The organism is Mycobacterium sp. NGS35 (genome assembly GCF_059812855.1).
The window spans coordinates 176622-195588 of sequence record NZ_JCALDL010000005.1 but is presented as its reverse complement, the minus strand read 5'-3'; the positions used below and the strand labels follow the sequence as shown (position 1 = coordinate 195588).

The 18967-nt window shown below is 67.3% G+C and carries 13 protein-coding genes; 8 read left to right on the top strand and 5 right to left on the bottom strand.

Going from position 1 to position 18967, the window contains the following annotated elements:
• Positions 1-101: 101 nt before the first annotated feature.
• The 6 genes from lon to AC5Y4C_RS11245 all read left to right on the top strand — a co-directional run bounded on the left by lon (position 102) and on the right by AC5Y4C_RS11245 (position 5804).
• Positions 102-2420 carry an endopeptidase La gene (lon, locus tag AC5Y4C_RS11270; RefSeq protein WP_499962832.1) on the top strand — a complete coding sequence of 773 codons (2319 nt, stop codon included), beginning with the start codon at positions 102-104 and terminating at the stop codon, positions 2418-2420.
• 90 nt (positions 2421-2510) lie between these two features.
• Positions 2511-2891 carry a nitroreductase family deazaflavin-dependent oxidoreductase gene (locus AC5Y4C_RS11265; RefSeq protein ID WP_499962994.1) on the top strand — a complete coding sequence of 127 codons (381 nt, stop codon included), beginning with the start codon at positions 2511-2513 and terminating at the stop codon, positions 2889-2891.
• A 2-nt stretch (positions 2892-2893) separates the two neighbouring features.
• Positions 2894-3226 (top strand): TfoX/Sxy family protein, encoded by a 333-nt coding sequence (locus AC5Y4C_RS11260; protein ID WP_499962834.1) that lies wholly within the window; start codon positions 2894-2896, stop codon positions 3224-3226.
• On the top strand, positions 3223-3948 hold the full coding sequence (locus tag AC5Y4C_RS11255; RefSeq protein WP_499908387.1) for a DUF72 domain-containing protein: 726 nt from the start codon (positions 3223-3225) through the stop codon (positions 3946-3948). The genes AC5Y4C_RS11260 and AC5Y4C_RS11255 overlap by 4 nt, the downstream gene beginning before the upstream one ends.
• Before the next feature lie 43 nt (positions 3949-3991).
• Complete coding sequence (locus AC5Y4C_RS11250) at positions 3992-5227, top strand: NAD(P)/FAD-dependent oxidoreductase (protein ID WP_499962836.1); 1236 nt, start codon at positions 3992-3994, stop codon at positions 5225-5227.
• A 25-nt stretch (positions 5228-5252) separates the two neighbouring features.
• The gene (locus AC5Y4C_RS11245) at positions 5253-5804 is read left to right on the top strand and encodes a hypothetical protein (RefSeq protein WP_499962838.1); all 552 of its coding nucleotides are present in this window, start codon (positions 5253-5255) and stop codon (positions 5802-5804) included.
• On the opposite strand, the gene AC5Y4C_RS11240 is transcribed toward AC5Y4C_RS11245, so the two are convergent.
• Both AC5Y4C_RS11240 and AC5Y4C_RS11235 read right to left on the bottom strand, forming a co-directional pair.
• Complete coding sequence (locus AC5Y4C_RS11240; RefSeq protein WP_499908393.1) at positions 5805-7280, bottom strand: acetyl-CoA acetyltransferase; 1476 nt, start codon at positions 7278-7280, stop codon at positions 5805-5807.
• Entirely contained in the window at positions 7280-9610 is a 2331-nt protein-coding gene (locus tag AC5Y4C_RS11235) for a CaiB/BaiF CoA-transferase family protein (protein ID WP_499962840.1), read from the bottom strand. The genes AC5Y4C_RS11240 and AC5Y4C_RS11235 overlap by 1 nt, the downstream gene beginning before the upstream one ends.
• A gap of 80 nt (positions 9611-9690) precedes the next feature.
• Between AC5Y4C_RS11235 and AC5Y4C_RS11230 the strand changes: the two genes are divergently transcribed.
• Positions 9691-12054, top strand: coding sequence for a phosphoketolase family protein (locus tag AC5Y4C_RS11230; RefSeq protein WP_499962842.1), 2364 nt, complete (start codon positions 9691-9693; stop codon positions 12052-12054).
• A 64-nt stretch (positions 12055-12118) separates the two neighbouring features.
• Positions 12119-12877, top strand: a complete 759-nt coding sequence (locus tag AC5Y4C_RS11225) for a CPBP family intramembrane glutamic endopeptidase (protein ID WP_499908400.1) — start codon at positions 12119-12121, stop codon at positions 12875-12877.
• Positions 12878-12889: 12 nt separating this feature from the next.
• On the opposite strand, the gene AC5Y4C_RS11220 is transcribed toward AC5Y4C_RS11225, so the two are convergent.
• From AC5Y4C_RS11220 to AC5Y4C_RS11210, 3 genes are all read right to left on the bottom strand, one after another.
• Positions 12890-13666 carry a GAF and ANTAR domain-containing protein gene (locus tag AC5Y4C_RS11220; protein ID WP_499962844.1) on the bottom strand — a complete coding sequence of 259 codons (777 nt, stop codon included), beginning with the start codon at positions 13664-13666 and terminating at the stop codon, positions 12890-12892.
• Positions 13667-13739: 73 nt separating this feature from the next.
• The gene (locus AC5Y4C_RS11215; protein ID WP_499908404.1) at positions 13740-14759 is read right to left on the bottom strand and encodes a zinc-binding alcohol dehydrogenase family protein; all 1020 of its coding nucleotides are present in this window, start codon (positions 14757-14759) and stop codon (positions 13740-13742) included.
• 35 nt (positions 14760-14794) lie between these two features.
• Positions 14795-18844, bottom strand: a complete 4050-nt coding sequence (locus AC5Y4C_RS11210; protein WP_499962846.1) for a bifunctional nitrate reductase/sulfite reductase flavoprotein subunit alpha — start codon at positions 18842-18844, stop codon at positions 14795-14797.
• Positions 18845-18967 lie beyond the last annotated feature (123 nt).

Genomic DNA, 18967 nt, shown 5'->3' with positions numbered 1-18967 from the left:
ACCGTAGATGTTCGCAGTTTCGGGTCGATGGGTTGACTTGGTGCGGGAACAAATGCAGCAGCCCCAGGGTTGAGCCCGTCAGGCTTAACTTTGGAGGATGAATGCCTGAACCCATCAACGTGCCGGTGCTGTTCGTCGTCGATCAGGTGGTGCTGCCCGGGATGGTCGTGCCGATCGCGCTGGATGACGCCGCCCGCGCTGCCGTCGAGGCAGCCCGCGCAACCGAGTCCGGCAAGCTGCTGGTCGCCCCACGATTCGACGACCGCTATCCGTCGTACGGGGTGATCGCGTCGATCCTTCAGGTCGGACGTGTCGCCGGCGGCATGGCCGCGGTGGTGCGCGGCGAGCGGCGCGCGCACATCGGCGCCGGCGCATCCGGCCCGGGCTCGGCCCTATGGGTGGAGGTCACCGAAGTCGAGGAACCCGCCGCTACCGAGGAGGCCAAGCGGCTGGCCGCCGAGTACAAGAAGCTGCTGCTCGCGATGCTGCAACGGCGTGAGGCGTGGCAAATCGTCGACGTGGTCAACCAGATGACCGACCCGTCGGCGCTGGCCGACATGTCCGGGTACGCGTCGTACCTGAGCGAAGTGCAGAAGCGCCAAATGCTGGAGACCCCCGACGTGGCGGAGCGGCTGCGCGCGCTGATCGACTGGCTCACCGAGCACCTGGCCGAGGTGGAGGTCAACGACAAGATCGCCGAGGACGTGCGTTCCGGTATGGAAAAGCAACAGAAGGAGTTTCTGCTGCGCCAGCAATTGGCCGCGATCCGCAAGGAGCTCGGTGAGGACGACGACGCCGGATCCTCAGACGACTATCGCTCGCGCATCGAGGCGGCCGATCTGCCCGAGAAGGTACGCGAGGCCGCGCTGCGTGAAGTCGGCAAGCTGGAACGGACCAGCGAGCAGAGCCCGGAAGGCGGCTGGATCCGCACCTGGCTGGACACCGTGCTGGACCTGCCGTGGAACGTGCGCACGCAAGATTCGACGGACCTGGCGGCCGCGCGCGCGATCCTCGATGCCGACCATCACGGGCTCGACGACGTCAAGGACCGCATCGTCGAATACCTGGCAGTGCGGGCACGTCGCGCCTCTCGCGGCATGGCCGTGGTCGGCGGTCGTGGCTCGGGCGCCGTGATGGTGCTGGCCGGACCTCCGGGTGTGGGCAAGACGTCGCTGGGTGAGAGCGTCGCCCGCGCGCTGGGGCGCAAGTTCGTGCGGGTGGCGCTGGGCGGTGTGCGCGACGAGGCCGAGATCCGTGGTCACCGGCGCACCTACGTCGGCGCCCTGCCGGGCCGGATCGTGCGTGCGATCGGTGAGGCCGGGTCGATGAATCCCGTTGTGCTGCTGGACGAAATCGACAAGGTGGGCTCCGACTACCGGGGCGACCCGTCGGCGGCGCTGCTCGAAGTGCTGGACCCGGCGCAGAATCACACGTTCCGCGACCACTACCTCGACTTGGATCTGGACCTGTCCGACGTCGTCTTCCTGGCGACGGCCAACGTCGTCGAGAACATCCCATCGGCGCTACTGGACCGGATGGAGCTGGTGCAGATCGACGGCTACACCGAGGACGACAAGATCGCCATCGCCCGCGACTTCCTGCTGCCGCGGCAGCGCGAGAAGGCGGCGCTGAGCGAGGACGAAGTGACGGTCACCGACGCCGCGTTGCGCAAGATCGCCGCCGACTACACCCGCGAGCCGGGTGTGCGGCAGTTTGAGCGGCTGCTGGCCAAGGCCCTGCGGAAGGCGGCCACGAAACTGGCCGAGGATCCGTCGCCTCTGGTGATCGACGAACCGGATCTGGTTGCCTACCTCGGCCGCCCACGGTTCACGCCCGAATCGGCCGAACGCACCGCGGTGCCCGGGGTGGCGACCGGACTGGCGGTCACCGGCCTCGGTGGCGACGTGCTCTACATCGAGGCCAACGCCACCGACGGCGAGCCGGGCTTGCAGCTCACCGGGCAGCTGGGTGACGTGATGAAGGAGTCGGCGCAGATCGCGCTGTCCTACGTCCGCGCGCACGCCGAGCAGTTGGGTGTCGATCCCAAGGCGCTGGACCGGCGCATCCACCTGCACGTGCCGGCGGGCGCGGTTCCCAAAGACGGCCCGTCAGCGGGCGTCACGATGGTCACCGCGCTGGTGTCGATGGCCACCGGGCGGCAGGTGCGTGCTGACGTCGGCATGACCGGTGAGGTCACGCTGAACGGCCGGGTGCTGCCGGTCGGCGGTGTCAAGCAGAAACTGCTGGCCGCGCAACGGGCCGGGCTGTCGACGGTGTTCATTCCGGCGCGCAACGAGCCGGATCTGGACGACGTGCCGGCCGAGGTGCTCGACGCGCTGGAAGTCAAGCCGATGACCGACGTGGCGGAGATCGTCGCGCAAGCGCTGGAAACCGGCCAAGCGGCGACACTCGCTGCCTGATGTGCGGCGAGCGTGCGGGTCTGCGCGCCGACACGCCGCTAACAGGCGTACAAACGTGCACGGTCGCGCAAAGATGGTTGGGTGCCCGACATCAATGCGCTCAAGCGAAGTGTTGTCCACCGCATGCAACGACTGGTCGTCAACCCGATCGGGCGGCAGCTGCCGGTCACGATGATCGAAACCATCGGCCGCAAGAGCGGACAGCCGAGGCGCACCCCGGTCGGCGGCAAGGTGGTGGACAACCAGTTCTGGATGGTCTCCGAACACGGCGAGCACGCCGATTACGTACGTAACATGAAAGCCAATCCCCGCGTTCGCGTGCGGGTGGGCGGCCAATGGCGGACGGGAACTGCACATCTGCTTCCTGACGACGACCCGGTGGCACGGTTGACGCAGCCTCCGGGTCTCAACAGCGCGATCGTCCGCTTCATGGGCAGCGACCTGCTCACCATTCGGGTCGATCTGGACTGAGCGTGCCATACGACGAGGCACTCGCCGACCGCGTCCGCGAACTGATCGGCGCCCAACGCGGCGTCGAGGAGAAGCGGATGTTCGGCGGCTTGGCGTTTTTGATCCACGGCAACATGGCCGTGGCGGTCAGCGGCCAGGGCGGTCTGTTGGTGCGGGTGTCCCCCGACGAAACAGATCGGTTGCTCGCCGGCAAGCACGTGAGCCCGATGGTGATGGCCGGCCGGGAAACCCGGGGTTGGATACGGGTAAGTCCTGAGGGAGTGCGTACGAAACAGCAACTGCAAGACTGGATTTCGCGTGGCACCGACTACGCGCAAGCGCTGCCTGCCAAGTGATCCGCATCGGCACGTCCGGCTGGTCGTATGACCATTGGGCCGGCGTCCTGTATCCCGAAGGTATGCCCGTGGCGAAACGGCTGTCCCGCTACGTGCAGGAGTTCACGACGGTGGAACTCAACGCCAGCTTCTACCGCTGGCCCAAGGACTCGACGTTCGCCGGCTGGCGCGAGCGCCTACCCGAGGGGTTCACGATGTCGGTGAAGGCACACCGCGGGTTGACGCACTTCCGCCGGCTGAAGTCGCCCGAACCCTGGGTCGAGCGGTTCGAGCGGTGCTGGCGCGAACTGGGCAATCGGCGAGAGATGCTGCTGGTCCAACTGCATCCAGAGCAGCAGCGTGACGACCAGCGGCTCGACCACTTCCTGAGCTGCCTGCCCGACTGGATCCGGGTGGCTGTGGAGCTGCGCCATTCCTCGTGGGACGACCCGGCGGTGTACGCGTTGTTGGAGCGTCACCGTGCGGCATACGTCGTGATGAGCGGCGCTGGACTGAAGTGCATCCTGCGTGCGACGACAGACGTGGTGTACGTGCGCATGCACGGCCCCGACGCTCAATCGCTCTATGCCGGTTCGTATTCCGATGACGACCTGCGATGGTGGGCCGACCGCATCAGTGAGTGGCACGACCAGGGCCGCGACGTGCTCGTATACTTCAACAATGACGGCCACGGCTACGCGGTGCAGAATGCGCGGACGCTGAAGACGATGCTGGGCGTGTGAGGCGGGAGGCTCCGGCCGCCGCGGGTCGAGTAACCTCGGTCAGATGACAAAGACCTCGACCTTCGTCATCGTGGGCGGCGGTCTGGCCGGAGCCAAAGCAGTGGAAGCATTGCGCGACAACGGATTTGACGGCCAGACCGTATTGATAGCAGAGGAGCGGCACCTACCTTACGAGCGGCCGCCACTGTCCAAGGACTTCCTGGCCGGCGAAAAGGCGCTCGAGGATTTCACCGTGCACGACGCGGACTGGTACCGCGACGCAAACGTGGACCTGCGCCTTGGCACCGCCGTCACCGCGATCGACCGGTCCACGCACACCGTGGCCCTGCCCGACGGCAGCACGATCGGCTACGACAGGTTGCTGCTCGCGACGGGGTCGCGCTCGCGACGCCTCTCGATCCCCGGCGCGGATGCCTCTGGAGTTCACTATCTGCGCACCATCGACGACGCCAACGACCTCAATTCAGCTCTGCGCGAGGGCTCTTCGCTGGCGATCGTCGGCGCGGGGTGGATCGGGCTGGAAGTCGCTGCCGGTGCTCGCGCCCGCGGGGTCGACGTAACCGTCGTCGAAACTGCGCGCCTGCCCTTGCTGGGCGCCCTGGGTCCCGAAGCGGCCGAGGTGTTCGCCGATCTGCACCGGGCGCACGACGTCACCCTGATGCTCGAGTCGAGCGTCGCCGAGATCACCACCGCATCCGGGGCGGCGACGGGTCTGGCGCTCGGCGACGGGTCCACGGTCGAAGCCGACGCCGTGCTGATAGCGATCGGTGCAGCGCCCAACATCGAGTTGGCTCAGCAGGCCGGGCTCGAACTCGCCGACGGCGGTGTGGCCGTCGACGCCACTTTGCGCAGTAGCGACCCGGACATCTTCGCGGTCGGTGACATCGCCGCGGCGCAGCATCCGTTCTTCGGCACCCGCATCCGCACCGAGCACTGGGCCAACGCGCTCAAGCAGCCCGCGGTCGCGGCGGCCAACATGGCGGGCGGCGACCGCCAGTACGACGAGCTGCCCTACTTTTTCACCGACCAGTACGACGTGGGTATGGAGTATGTCGGTCACTCGGAAGGCTACGAGCGAGTGGTGTTTCGGGGCGATGTGGCGCGCCGCGAGTTCATCGCGTTCTGGCTCGACGGCCGCAACCACGTACTCGCCGGAATGAACGTCAACGTGTGGGAGGTCGTCGACGACGTCAAGGCGCTGATCCGGTCCCGCGCCGAAGTCTCCCCCGACCACCTGGCCGATGCGCAGCTGCCGCTGAGCGGCTTGGCGGCGTCATAACGTGGGCTTGCCTCGCTGGGGTCTGATGGCCATCACGGGCCTGCTGCTCGTCGGCTGCGCCGACGCCACGGTTGTAGACACGGGTGAGCCACCGCAGCGCACGCCGACCAGCACCACGCCGCCGCTGCCCCCGGGCGACCCGAATCTGGTTGACGCGTCTGACTACTACGTGTCGACAGACGGCGCCAATGGTTACTACTTCACGACTCCGAGCGGGAAGTGGACGTGCGCGATCATGCCGCATTCGCGAGCCGGTTGTCAGGCGTCCGGCGGCCAAGCTCTCGGCGTCGCCGGCGCGCCGGCCACGGTCACCACCAGCGACGGCGAAGCCATCGCGCCCAATGCAATTGCGGTCGGCGACGACGGTGAACCGGGATTCACCTGGCTCGAGCGTCCGGGGTTCGCCGTGAAATCCGGTAAGACGCCGGTGTTGGATTTCAGAAAGACGTTGGCCGCGGCCGGCTTTCGCTGCAACGTGCAGGAGGCCGGGGTGTCATGTCAGAGCGAGAGCACGAGGAAGGGTTTCACGTTCTCCTCGACTGATTACTCGCCGCACTACACCCCGGTGCCGGGCTGATCAGATCAGCGTTGCGCTGCCGTCGGTGTGAACCTGCACCTTGGCGCCCGCGATGTCCTCGCTGATCGAGGCCGCCACATCCGACGGTGAGGTCATCACCGCCAGCGTGCGCGCGTCACCGGGGGTCCGCACGGCCAGGAACGTCTTCTGCGGCTTGCCGTCACGGTCGAACGGAGCCGTCCACGACTCCACCGTGCCCACGCCGTCGTACTCCTCCAGCGCTGTGCGGGTGGGCTCCCGGTCGACCTCGGATTGCACGTCCTCCCAACGGAATTCAGTCGCAGGCGGATTGCTGCCGTAGATCCCGATGCTGTGCTTGGTCAGATAGCCGCCGTTGGCTGTGATCAACCCCAGGCTGCCGGGCGTTTCGACGAGCCGCTCGGCCATCGTGCCGATCGAGTGGGTCACGTAGTTGTTCCACGGACCCCCGGCGAAGGTGAGGCCCCCTGTGACGGTCAGCGGCCGCTGCGGGTCGGCCAGGGGCAGGCCCAACTCTGTTGCCGCGACCTGCACGGCGGACGGGAAACACGAATAGACGTCGACGAATTGGAGGTCGCCGATGCCGCATCCGGCGAGTTCCAAAACGCGACGCCCCGCGATCCTGATGGCCGGGCAGCGGTGCAGGTCGGCCCTTTCGCCGAGTGCGTAGGTGTCGTGAGAATCGGTTCCCGCGTACGGAAACACCCAGCGCTCGGACGGGATCTTGAGCCGAGACGCGGCTTCGGCGGAAGTCAGCAGGATGACCGCCGCCTGGTCGACCATGTTGTTGGAGTTCATCAGCTTCGTGTACGGCCAGCTGATCATCCGGTTGTCCGGTCCCGGCTGCCAGATCTCGTCAGCGTCGAATCTTCTGCGGTTCCAGGCGTCGGGATTGTGTTGCGCGACAGCGCTGAACTGCGCCCACAACTCGCCGATGCGGCGCCGATGTTCGTCCGACGGCTCTCCCGCGGCGATGCGCAACGCCTGCTCGAACAGCGGGTACACGTTGGCGGGCTGGACCAGCTCGATGCGGATCTCCGCCGGGCCGGCCAGTGCAACGTCGTCCTCACCGCCGGGTGCGGGCGGCACCGTCTCGTCCTGGTGCGGCCAGTCGGGCTTCTGGCCGGCGTTGCGCAGTCGGGTTCTGGTACGCCATCGTTCGGCGCCACCGATCAGGACGACATCGGCCGCTCCGCGCTGGATGTCCAGACATGCCTGGTTGACCAGTGACTGCGGCACATTGCCGCCGACGCCACTGTATTGCGATGCGAATCCGGTGGCACCGATCTGCTCGCCAAGCAACAGTGCCGGGTCGCGATAGCGCCAGGACAGCATCCTGACAAGGCGGATGGCGTCGACGGCCTCCAGCACGCGGGCGTCGGCCGCCTTGCGGGCGGCGCGCGCGATCAGGCCGACGGGGTCGGGCGCCTCGCCCTCGTCGTAGTGGTTGATCTGTCCGGACCCGATCAGCACCGGAGTTCGCGGATCGACTGGCATCAGGGCACCTTTCCATGTGGCGTGAAGAGCACACCGTCGGCAATCAGCTTGTCTATCTGGGTGGCCTCGAGGCCGAGCAACTTCTGGCACACCTCACGCGTGTGCTCGCCGGGCAACGGCGCCGGTCGCAGCTCGGCGGGCGGGATGTGCCGGTACGGCGCGGGCCACGCTTCGGCCGGCAGCGCAGCGCCGAACAGCGGATGGACCATGTCGGTCAACAATTTCCTCTGCCGGATCGCGGGGTCGGCGAGGACGTCACCGGGACGGTTCATCGGCGCGGCGGGCACGCCGGCCTGCTGCAATATCGCGGCGACTTCTATCTTGTCGAGAGTGCTTGTCCACCTGAGGATTTCACTGTCCAGGGAGGCAGAGCCGGCGCAGCCTATCGCGCTGGCGAGCTTATGTCGGTCGGCGTCGTTGCGAATCGAGATCACACACCACTCGTCGTCCCCGGCGCAGGGATACACGCCGTGCGCCGTCTGGTTGTCGCACACCGGCTGTCCGGCAGTGCGGGCCTCGTCGGCGACGTAGGTGACGTCGAGTTGGTTGACCGCAGCCTCGGCTTGCGAAATATGCACGTGCGCTGGGGCTTCAGTGCGGTCGCGGCGGATCAGCGCGGCGAGCGCGGCCACCGCAACGATTCGCGCGACCACGTGATCGGGAAACACGGTGACCGCGTCGAAGAACGATGGCACATCGCCGTGCGTGGCCCACAGCCAGCTGACTCCGGTGGCCGCCCGCACCAACGGGCCGTAACCCATGTGGGTGCTCCACGGCCCGGTGTCACCGAACGCGCTGCTCTCGGCCAGGACGATCCGCGGATTGATCTCCAGCAGCTTGTCGTACGAAAAGCCAAGAGAACCAAGAGTTCCCGGCTTGAAATTGGCGAACACCGCATCGGCGCCGGCCACCAAGCGCCCGAACAGCTCCTTACCGTCGGGGGTGCGCAGGTCCAGCCCGAGCCCATACTCGTTGCGATGCGCCCATGCGAACGCCTCGCTCATCGGCTGACCGGCTCTGGTCTGGCGCAGTCCATCCGGGTAAGCGGCGCTTTCCACCTTCAGCACCTCGGCGCCGAGGTCGGCGAACAGCCGGCCCAGTTCTCCCCCGGCGACAATGATGCCGAGATCGAGGATGCGCAATCCGTCGAATGGACGCACGCCGGGGCCGGTTGTCGCAAATGCGACACGCGGCGTGTGCCATGCGGGATCGTCCGCACCGGCCACGCGAGCGGCGTGCCGCAGCCCCGCGCGCTGGCCGTCGACGACAAACGGTCCGACCAGCGCAGCAACGCGCACACCGTCGGCGACTTCTAGTGTCGTCAGCGCGCGGACGGCTCGAAAGTGCTTAGAGCACAAGGCTTGCGCGGGTGTCAGCACTGGCGCAATCGGGACACCGAATCGCTGACCGGCTGTGACGAGATTGTCCATCGTCTGATCGGCGAACAACTGCGCGATCAGCGCGTTGATTTCGCGGGTGGCCGCGAACCGTGCCCCGAGGGTGTCGTATTTGGGGTCGGCGAACTGCGGAGGCTCACCGAGCCACGACCACATGGCGCGCCACTGGCGCGGCGACATCACGCAGATCCGGACGAACCCGTCGGCGCACGCGAAAGTGGGATACACGTCCTGGTTGCGCGGGCGGCCGCGCCAGCCAGCCGTGCGCTGCGCCAGCGCACCCTGGCCCATCGTGCCGAACGGCGGGTCAAGCGCCTGCACCACTGCCTCGAAGCGCGAGAAGTCGATGTAATCCCCTCTGCCGCAACGCAGCCTGTGATAGTAAGCAGCCAGTGCGGCCCATGCCGCCTGCGCCGCCGCGGTAGCCGACGCGATGCCGTCGGGCGGCAACACCGGCATCCCGGCCGGCGGACCTGAGCGCGACAACGCCGTGGACATCGCGTAGAGCACCGCATCGGTGGCGCGCCACGACGCATACGGCCCGGACGTGCCGAAATCGGTCACCGACAGCCCGACCAGATGCGGGAACCGCTGGGTCAGTTCTTCGCAGCCGGCACCGAATGCCGCGGACTGTCCCGGGATCCCGTCGTCGACGAGGATGTCGGCGTCCGCGACGAGCTCGGCGAACCGCCGCCGGTTCGCGACGACGGCGGGATCGAGCACCGCGCTGCGCTTGTTCGCATTGCGCATCGCAAACGGGATCGACACACCGGCCACCGTGGGCCGCGCGCGGCGCGAGGGGCTACCGCCCGGCGGTTCGATCTTGAGCACGTCGGCGCCCAAATCGGCGAACAGGCGTGTGACCGCCTCCGCGTCACCAGCCGCGACGTCGAGCACCCGAACCCCGGCGAGCGGCAGATCTGCAGCGCTCATGCCGGGTTCACGACAAGTGGTAACGCGGATCCCGGCACGGGGTCAGCGTAATGTAACCCGATTCGGGTACCTCTGAGGTCGTGACCTCACCGAGCCCGCCGCTGTCTCTCGTCGACCTCGATCTGATCAACGCCTACTGGCGCGCCGCAAACTATCTGTCGGTGGGTCAGATCTACCTGCTGGACAATCCCCTGCTGGCGGAGCCGCTGTCCGAAGCGCACGTCAAACCGCGGTTGCTGGGCCATTGGGGCACCACCCCGGGGTTGAACCTGATCTACGCGCACCTCAACCGCGTCATCAGGTCCCGCGACCTAGACGTCATTTACATCGCGGGCCCCGGGCACGGCGGACCCGGACTGGTGGCGAACGCTTACCTGGAAGGCACCTACAGCGAGGTGTACTCCGGCATCGCAGAGAACACCGACGGACTGCGAAAGCTGTTCCGGCAGTTCTCTTTTCCCGGCGGCATCCCGAGTCACGTGGCGGCCGAGACACCGGGCTCCATCCACGAGGGGGGCGAGCTCGGTTACGCGCTGGTGCATGCCTACGGTGCCGCTTTCGACAACCCGGACCTGGTGGTGGCGTGCGTCGTCGGCGACGGCGAAGCCGAAACCGGGCCGCTGGCAGCCAGCTGGCATTCGAACAAGTTCCTCAACCCGGTCACCGACGGCGCAGTACTGCCGATCCTGCATCTCAACGGATACAAGATCGCCAATCCCACACTGCTGGCCCGCATTTCAGCCGACGAGCTCGACGCGCTGATGCGCGGCTACGGCTACCGGCCGATCGTCGTCGCCGGCGACGACCCGGCGGTCGTGCACCAGCAGCTGGCGACCGCATTCGACGAGGCGTTCGACCAGATAGCGGCGATCCAGCGCGCGGCGCGGCTGGACGACGAGGCGGGCCGACCGCTCTGGCCGATGATTGTGCTGCGCACCCCCAAAGGCTGGACGGGACCGGCGGAGGTGGACGGCAAGCAGGTCGAGGGCACCTGGCGGTCGCATCAGGTCCCGCTGGCCGAGACCCATACGAATCCGAAGCACCGCAAGCAGCTTGCGGAGTGGTTGCTCAGCTATCGGCCCGAAGAGTTGTTCGACGACCACGGTGCGCTGCGCCCGCAACTGCGGGCGCTGGCGCCAGAAGGCACCCGGCGGATGAGCGCCAACCCGCATGCCAATGGTGGCCTGCTGCTACGCGACCTGGACCTGCCCGACTTCACCGACTACGCGGTGGACGTCGACAAGCCCGGTACCGCCACCCACGAGGCCACCAGGGTGCTCGGCACCTTCCTGCGCGACGTGATCGTGCGCAACCCGGACCGGTTCCGGCTGATGGGTCCCGACGAAACGGCGTCGAACCGGCTGTCGGCGGTGTTCGAGGCGACCGAGCGCGCCTGGATGGCCGACACCGAACCGGGCGACGATCACCTGTCCCCCGACGGGCGGGTGATGGAGGTGCTGTCCGAACACCTCTGCCAGGGCTGGCTGGAGGGTTACCTGCTGACGGGCCGGCACGGGCTCTTCAACTGCTACGAGGCGTTCGTGCACATCGTCGACTCGATGGTCAACCAGCACATCAAGTGGCTGACCCGCAACCGCGAACTGCCGTGGCGCCAGCCGATTGCGTCGCTGAACTACCTGCTGACGTCGCACGTGTGGCGCCAAGACCACAACGGCGCGTCGCACCAGGACCCCGGCTTCATCGACCACGTGATGAACAAGAGGCCCGAGGTGGTGCGGGTCTACTTGCCACCGGACGGCAACTGCCTGCTGTCGACGGTCGACCATTGCCTGCGCAGCCGTGACTACGTCAACGTGGTGGTCGCCGGCAAGCAGCCCGCGCTGGCCTACCTCGACATGGACTCCGCGATCGCGCACTGCGCCCGCGGCCTGGGCATCTGGGACTGGGCCAGCACCGGCGAAACCGGTGAGCCGGACGTGGTGCTGGCCTGCGCCGGTGACGTCCCGACGCTGGAGACCCTGGCCGCGGCCGACATCCTGCGCCGTGAGCTGCCCGAGCTGAAGGTGCGGGTGGTCAACGTCGTCGACATGATGCGGCTGCAACCGGAATCCGAACATCCACATGGCTTGTCCGACCGCGAGTTCGACGGTCTGTTCACCACCGACAAGCCGGTGATCTTCGCCTACCACGGCTATGCCTGGCTGATCCATCGGCTGACCTATCGCCGCAGCAACCATCGGTCGATCCATGTGCGGGGGTTCAAGGAGCGTGGCACCACTACGACGCCGTTCGACATGGTCATGCTCAACGACATCGATCGCTACCACCTCGTGATGGATGTGATCGACCGGGTCGACGGTCTCGGTAGTCGCGCTGCGTTGCTGCGGCAGACGATGGCTGACGCACGGCTGGCGGCGCGTCGCTACACCCGCGAACACGGCGAGGACCCGCCCTCGATTGCGAACTGGACGTGGGGGTCATGAGTTCGGCGCGCGCACGGCCGCTCAGCGACCTCGAGCGGGCCGAATCGCTAGACTCGACACCGCTATGTCCGTCGGCGCGCCAGCTCATCCGCACCCGATCGCCGCGCAACTGGCCGCCCTGAACCGCTTGCATGTCTACTCCGACATCGCGGTCGTCGTGGTGGTGCTGACGGCGAGCAATCTCATCGCACACTTCACGACGCCGTGGGCGAGCGTGGCGACGGTACCCGCCGCTGCGGTGGGCCTGCTTGTGCTGCTGCGGTCTCGTGGCTTGGGCTGGACTGAGCTGGGACTGGGGCGCGAGCACTGGAAGACCGGCCTGGCTTACGCAGTCGCCGCGGTGGCGCTGGTGGTCACGGTCATCGCGGTCGGTGCGATGCTGCCGTGGACCCGGCCGATGTTCATGAACGACCGCTACGCGACCGTGTCAGGAGCGCTGATCGCCTCGATGGTGGTCATCCCCCTGCAAACCGTGATCCCGGAGGAACTGGCGTTTCGGGGGGTGCTGCACGGCGCGCTGGCCCGAGCATGGGGCTTTCGCGGTGTCGCGGCGGCCGGATCGCTGCTGTTCGGGCTGTGGCACATCGCCACGTCGCTGGGACTGACCAGCGGCAATGTCGGCTTCAGCCGGCTCTTCGGCGGCGGCATCGTCGGCGAACTCGTCGGTGTGGTGCTGGCGGTGGCCGCGACCGCGGTCGCCGGGTTCCTGTTCACCTGGCTGCGCCGACGCAGCGGCAGCCTGCTGGCGCCCATCGCATTGCACTGGTCACTCAACGGACTCGGTGCACTCGCCGCGGCGCTGGTGTGGCACCTGGCGACCTGACGTACGCCCCGCCTACGTTTTGCGGCCGACCTTGGTCTCGAGCAACTCCTTGGCCACCACCACCACAGGCCTGCGCGACTCTTCCGACAACCGGGTCAGCAGAGCGAACGCCTGCACGGCGTCGATGTCGAACCGCTCCATCAACAAGCCCTTGGCCTGGCCGATGATGTCGCGGCTGCCCAGCGCCGACCGGTAGTGGCGGTCGTGGTGGACGGCGTCGAGAGTCAGCGCCACATGAGTGCCCAGGATCTGGCCGGCCTCTTCGACGTCGGCATGGAACCGGTTGGGCTCGTCGGCAAAAAGAATCAGCGCACCCCAGCTGTGGATGTGGGTGTACAGCGGCAGGCACAGAAGCGACTGCACCTCGGTCTGCGTGAGCGCTGCGCGAGTGAATTCCGGCCAACGCGGCTCGTCGGTGAGGTCGGTGACGTGGACTGGGCGTTGGGCGTTGCTGGCGTCGACGGCGGGGCCGCCGAAATCCTTGTGCAGTTGCTCTAGCACGTTCGCGGTGGTGCCCGGGGGAGAAACCGTCCGCAAGCCCGTTCTGCCGAGGGCCAGCAGTGCAGCGGCACCGGCAACGCCGTCGATGTGCAGGGGGGCCAGGGCGGCGAACTCTTCGACGACGGGCTCATAGTGCGGTCTGGTTTCCCCGTGCACGCGCCGGGCCAGTGCTGCGACCTCCCGGTGAAGGTCGGTGGACGTTGTTCGGACTGACACTAATCCGCAGTCGTAGTCGGCGAACTCCATCTCCACCCGGGCTTCTGCCGCGCGATCTTTCGTTTCGCTCATGTTCCCGCCACCTTCCCGATCAGGCACGGGTTCCCCACTTCAACGCGTACTACACGCAGATCATGGGCAAACGTCATGGCAACAACACCGCCGCACCCGCGATGCGGCCGTCGGCCAGGTCGGTGAGCGCACGGTCGGCCTGATCGAGTGGATAGGTAGGGTGGCTGACCTCGATGCGGTGCTGTTGGGCGAAGGCCAGGAACTCACGGGCGTCGGCTCGGGTGTTCGACGTCACCGAGCGCAGCTGGCGCTCCTGGAAGAGGTGGCGCTGATAGGACAGCTTCGGGATGTCGCTGAGGTGGATGCCGGCCACCGCCAGCGTGCCGCCGCGGTCCAGCGCCTCCAGCGCCGGCAGCACGAGATCGCCGACCGGCGCGAACAGGATCGCCGAGTCCAGCGCAACCGGCGGCGGGTCTGCCGCGCCCTGCACGGACGCCGCACCCAGAGCACGAGCCAACTGCTGGGCGGCGGCGCCGCGTGTCATCACGTGGACTTCGATGCCTTGAGCCAAGGCCACCTGGGCGGTGATGTGGGCGCTGCCGCCGAAGCCGTACAGTCCCAGCCGGCCGCCGGGCGGTACCTCCGCGCGCAGCAGCGAGCGGTAGCCGATGATGCCCGCGCACAACAGCGGCGCCAGCTCGGCATCGTCGTAGCCCGTCGGGAGATGGTGTGCGAAAGCCGCTGGGACAGTGGCGAATTCAGCGTATCCACCGTCGGCGTCCCAGCCGGTGTAGCGGGATTGCGGGCAGAGGTTCTCGTGTCCGCGCACGCAATAGCGGCAGACCCCGCATGTGTGTCGAAGCCAGGCAATGCCGACCCGGTCGCCGACCGCGAACTCCGACCCGGCCTGCTGTCCCACCTCGAGCACCTCGCCCACCACCTCGTGACCCGGCGTGACTCCGGGTCGATGGACCGGCAGGTCCCCTTCGGCCACGTGCAGGTCGGTGCGGCACACCCCACACGCGCGGACCGCCACCAGCAGCTCGTCGTCACCCGGACGTGGAACCTCGGTGCTGACCCGGTCCAGTGGCCGGGAGGTGATCGGGCCGGGTCGCTGCACCCGCCAAGCCGTCATCGTGCCGTTGCTCGCCATGGTCCTATCGTGGCGCGGTTCGGCGGCGTGCGCCGTCAGTACACGTCGCGCAGATAGCGCTTCGCGGCGACCAGCTCGCGTTTGTAATCGTGGGCTTGCTCGTCGGTCAGACGGCCGTGAACCTTGACGATCTTGGTGAGCGCGGCGTCGACGTCTCTGGCCATTCGGGTGGCGTCTCCGCAGACGTACACATGCGCACCGTCCTGCAGCCACGCCCACAGTTCGGCACCTTTCTCGATCATGCGGTGCTGGACGTACACCCGCTCGGCTTGGTCGCGTGAGAAAGCCAGGTCGAGCCGGCTCAGAAAGCCGTCGCTGAACATGTCGAGAAGTTCATCGCGGTAGTAGAAGTTGTGCGCGGCGTGCCGGTCACCGAAGAACAACCAGTTGCGGCCGCGATCTCCGAGCGCACGCCGCTCGTGCAGAAACGCGCGGAACGGCGCGATCCCCGTGCCGGGGCCGATCATGATGATCGGCGTGCCCGGCTCCTCGGGAGGCCGGAAGTGCGGAGAGTGCTGAAGGAAAATCGGGACCGGCGCATTCACGCGGTCCGCAAGGTACGTCGAGCACACTCCCCCGCGTTCGACGCCGTCGGGCCCGCGGTAGCGCACCACGGACACGGTGAGTTGCACCTCGTGCGGATCGACCAGCGGGCTGCTGCAGATCGAATACGACCGCGGGGTCAAGCGGACCAGCGCGCTCTGCCACTGCTCGGCGTCGGCGACTACCGGGAATTGCTCGACCAGATCGATTGCATTGCGCCCCACCAGCCAACGTTCGAACTGAGAAGGGTTAGTACGCAAGCGCTTCAGTGCCTTGGACTCAATGGAACGCTCGGCCAGGAAGGCGAGCAGACCGGGCGTGACCCGGCAGATGTCGTAGTGCGACGTCAGGGCGTCGCGCAGCGCGCATTCCGCGCCGTCGACGACGACGGGCTCATCGCCGCTGAGTCCGGTGACGGCCAGCCACCTCGTTACCGTCTGCTCGCTGTTCGACGCATATACGCCGAGCGAATCCCCCACCGCGTAGGTGACGTCATGCTCGGAGATGTCGAATCCGAGCTGGCGGACCTCCTTTCCGGCAGCCACCGAGGTCAAAGTGACGTTGCGGCTGAGGGGTGCCGCAATCGGGCTGGTCCGCGAAAACGGCCCGGCCGGGCGTCTTTCGGGGCGTGGCGGAGCGCTCGGTTCGGCTACCGGCGCCCCGAGCAGCGTGGTCACCTGCTCGGCCCACTGAGCCATCGGCTCCTCGTCGTGGGCCTCGAGCTCCGCGCGTTCGAGCACCGGGGTGGCGCCCAGGTCGGCCAGCCGCGCGTCGATGGAGCGGGCGTGGCCGCAGAAGTCCGCGTATGCGCGGTCGCCGATGCCCAGCACGGCGTACTTCAGACCCGCCAGGGACGGCGCGTCGGCGGCGCCGAGCCGGTGCCAGAAGTCAGCCCCGTTGTCGGGTGGTCCGCCATCGCCGAAAGTGCTTGTCACGACGAGTAACTCAGTTGTGTCGGCCAAATCGGAGAGATGGCAGTCGTCCATGTTCACCAGCCGGGCGGGCCGTCCCGCGCTGTCGAGTCTCCGGGCCAGTTGCGCGGCGACCTCCTCGGCGGTGCCGGTTTGCGACGCCCACAGCACCAGCGGCCCACGAGCAGTCGCATCATGCCCGCGCGTGTGGTACGCCCCGGCGAGCATGCCGTCGACACGTGCCCGCACCACCTGGCGCACCGGTGCTGACTCCGGCAGTACCGGCGCCTCGGGCAGTGAATGCGGCAGTGTGCTGAAAAAGCCTGCCAGATACTGTAATTCGAGCTCAGTAAGCGCCGGCGGGGGCTCCCGGTCGAGTCCCAGTGTGACGCCGACCGGATGCATGTCGGCGGCGGGCGCGTCCACCGGCGTCAATGCGACGGCGCATGCTTTGAATTCGGGCTGCAGCGAATCGGGGTCCACGGCGTCGTTGGTGACGGCGTTGACGGTGAGGTTCTCACCTTGCTCGTCGTTCCAGTGGAACGGTGCGAAACACGTGCCGCGCCTGACCCGGTCGGTCACGACCGCGGGCAGCACCGCCCTTCCGCGACGGGAACGAATCTGCGTCGGCGCACCGTCGACTATCCCGAGCGCCTCGGCGTCCTCGGGATGCACTTCGACGAACGGCGCGCCATTCAGCTTGTTCAGCTTCGCCACCGTGCCGGTCTTGGTCATCGTGTGCCACTGGTGTTGCACACGGCCGGTGTTGAGCACAAAAGGGAAAGAGTCGTCAGGCATTTCAGCCGGCTGCAGGTGCGGCCGCGGCAAGAACCTTGCCCGTCTGCTGGCGGTGGGGAACGCCAACCGCGGACGCCGGCCATCCTCGGTGACGTGTAGCGGTTGGCTGATGCCGTCGTTGAGGTACCGAATCGGGTGGCGCGGATTGTCGTCATCGGGCGGGCATGGCCATTGCAGCGGGCCGCTTTCGAGCCGACGGTAGCTGGCGCCGCGGAGGTCGTAACCCGTGCCGGGATTGGAAAACTGCTTGATCTCGTCGAAAATCTGCTCGCTGCTCACGTAGTCGAACGCGTGCCCGTACCCGAGCGCCTGAGCCATGAGGCAGATCAGCTGCCAGTCGGGCCGTGCATCACCGCAGGGCGGCACCGACCGGCGCAGCAGCGTCATCGTTCGTTCCGAATTCACCATCACCGCATCGGCTTCCGCCCACAGCGACGCCGGCAGCATGACGTCGGCGTAGCGGTTGGTGGCGGTGTCGCGGTAGGCGTCCTGGGTGATCACCAGTTCGGCAGCCTGCAGGCCCGCGATGACGGTGTCGCGGTTGGCGATCGACGCGACCGGATTGGTGGCGATGATCCAGCAGGCCTTGATCTGCCCTGCCGCCATCCGCGCGAACATGTCGATCGTTCCGCAACCGCTTTCGGCGCGGATCGTGTCAGCGGGCAGACCCCAGCGCTGTTCGACGAATGCGCGGTCGGCTGCGGACAACACCGAGCGCTGACCCGGTAACCCCGGGCCCATGTAGCCCATCTCGCGGCCACCCATCGCATTCGGCTGGCCGGTAAGCGAGAACGGCCCGCTGCCGGGCCGGCAGATCGCACCGGTGGCCAGATGCAAGTTGCAAATCGCATTGGTGCTCCAGGTGCCATGGGTGCTCTGGTTCAGCCCGACCGTCCAGCAGCTCATCCAGTCGCCTGCGGCGGCGATCATCTCTGCCGCGCGGCGGATATCGTCGACGGCAACGCCGGTGACGGCGGCCACCCGCTCGGGCGGATAGTCGGCGAGGAACTCCGGCATCGCGTCCCAGCCTTCGGTGTGCTCGGCGATGAAATCCGCGTCGACGGCGCAGTTTTCGACAAGAAGGTGCAGAATCCCGTTGAGCAGCGCCAGATCTGTGCCCGGCTTGATGTGAAGGAAGAGATCGGCGCGTTCGGCTGTGGCCGTGCGGCGCGGATCGACGACGATGAGTTTCGCGCCGGCGTTGAGCCGTTCGGCCATGCGCAGGAACAGAATCGGATGGCAGTCGGCCATGTTGGAGCCGATGACGAAGAACAGGTCGGCGTTGTCGAAATCGTCGTAGGAGCCGGGCGGTCCGTCGGCACCCAGGGACTGCTTGTAGCCGGTGCCAGCGCTGGCCATGCACAGCCGAGAGTTCGACTCCATGTACGCGGTCCGGATGAAGCCCTTGGCCAGCTTGGTCGCGAGATATTGCGCCTCCAGCGACATCTGACCCGAGACGTAGAACGCGACCGCGTCGGGTCCATGCTCGTCGATGATCGTGCGCAACCGCATGGCGGCGTCGGCGATCGCTTGGTCCAGCGGTATGGCAGCGGGCTCCGCGTCGCGGCGGCTGCGCGTCATCGCGGTGGTCAGCCGAGTCTCGGTGGCGCGCATCACCTCGGCATGCGTGGCACCCTTCGTACAGAGCCTGCCGAAATTCGCCGGATGCAGCTTGTCGCCGCAAACCCGAGCAATCACACGCCGATTCGAGGCCGCGTCGAGGCTGGTGTGCACCTCCATCCCACATCCGACGCCGCAATACGAACAAGCAGTACGCGTGACCGTCGGCGATGAATCGGCCTCGCCGCAGACGCGAGGAGCGGGACTGCCCATGGCCGCCATGGTGGCGAGCCACTGTTTTCCAATGTTTCCGGCGAGGTAATCGCGACGTAGCTAGCTGCTCACCGACGCCGCCCGGTCACGGTGAGACGGCGGCTATGCGCACGTCGGAATCCA